General features: G+C 44.7%; 1 protein-coding gene. It reads left to right on the top strand.

The window, feature by feature from the left end:
• Positions 1–84 precede the first annotated feature (84 nt).
• Positions 85–1,131 (top strand): 3-deoxy-7-phosphoheptulonate synthase, encoded by a 1,047-nt coding sequence (locus A3738_RS12080; RefSeq protein ID WP_068483377.1) that lies wholly within the window; start codon positions 85–87, stop codon positions 1,129–1,131.
• Positions 1,132–1,189 lie beyond the last annotated feature (58 nt).

The raw sequence follows: 1,189 nt of genomic DNA, 5'->3' as shown, positions 1-1,189 counted from the left end.
ATAGGGAGGCCATCTAAGCGCCTCCGAAGAAGAAACCTCGGTAGGCGCAGCCCCCCGAGGTTTTTTTTTAGAAGGAAAACAACAATGAGCCAAGTTCAAGCCCAATCGAGCAATGAAGAAGCGGTAGCGATACTGACCCCTTTAATCAGCCCAAAAGCTTTGAAGGAATGTCTTCCTTTGAATGATGCGTTGTCTGATCAGATTTTTAAGCAACGTCAACAGGTGCAGGATATCGTGACAGGGGCAGATAATCGCTTGTTAGTGATAACAGGTCCATGTTCATTGCATTGTGATCAATCTGCAATTGAGTATGCCGAGCGTCTTGTCGCATTAAACGAAAAGTTCAGCGATAAGCTACTTATCGTTATGCGTGCCTATCTTGAAAAACCACGAACAAGTGTTGGTTGGAAAGGGATGTTGTACGATCCAGATATGGATGGCTCCGATGACTTAGGCGCAGGTTTAGAGGCAAGCAGAAGTTTGTTGTTACGCTTGGTTGAGCTTGGTGTGCCTCTGGCGACTGAAGCCTTAAATCCTCTAGCGATGCCTTACTTGGATGATTTGATTTCATGGGTAGCAATTGGCGCTCGAACAACTGAGTCTCAAACACATAGAGAAATGGCGAGTGCTTTACCGTGTTCAGTCGGGTTTAAGAATGGTACCGATGGAGGATTAGATGTTGCCATTAATGCATTAATTTCGGCGGCTAACCCTCATAGTTTCTTCTCGATGTGCCAAGATGGACAAATTAATCGTATGCGTTCGGTCGGTAATCCGTATGGTCAATTGGTACTGCGTGGCGGAAAACACGGGCCAAACTATGATGCGGTGCATTTAGCCCAGGCGAAGAAAATGATGACTGAGGCTGGTTTAATACCAAGTGTATTGGTCGATTGTAGTCATGAAAACTCCGGCAAGGATCACGCACTTCAATCGAAAGTAGTTGAAAATATTCTTGCTCAAAAAACTGCAGGGTGTGATGTGATTAAAGGCCTTATGCTCGAGAGCCATTTAGTCGAAGGTCGTCAGAATATTAGTGACACAATGAATTATGGGCAGTCGGTTACGGATGCCTGCATCGGTTGGGATGAAACGGATGCATTGATTGAGAAAATTTATACTCAGCTATAGCTAACTGCTATAACTGAGTATTTGCCATTAGCTCTGTTGCTTTTCACGAGCAATGGCA

It is taken from the genome of Oleiphilus sp. HI0066, assembly GCF_001635725.1.
Note: the sequence above shows the minus strand (reverse complement) of the source record. Positions and strands in the feature narration are given on the sequence as shown.

Coding starts and splice junctions, on each gene's coding strand:
- A3738_RS12080 (WP_068483377.1), top strand. CDS start 85: ATGAGCCAAGTTCAAGCCCAATCGAGCAATGAAGAAGCGGTAGCGATA.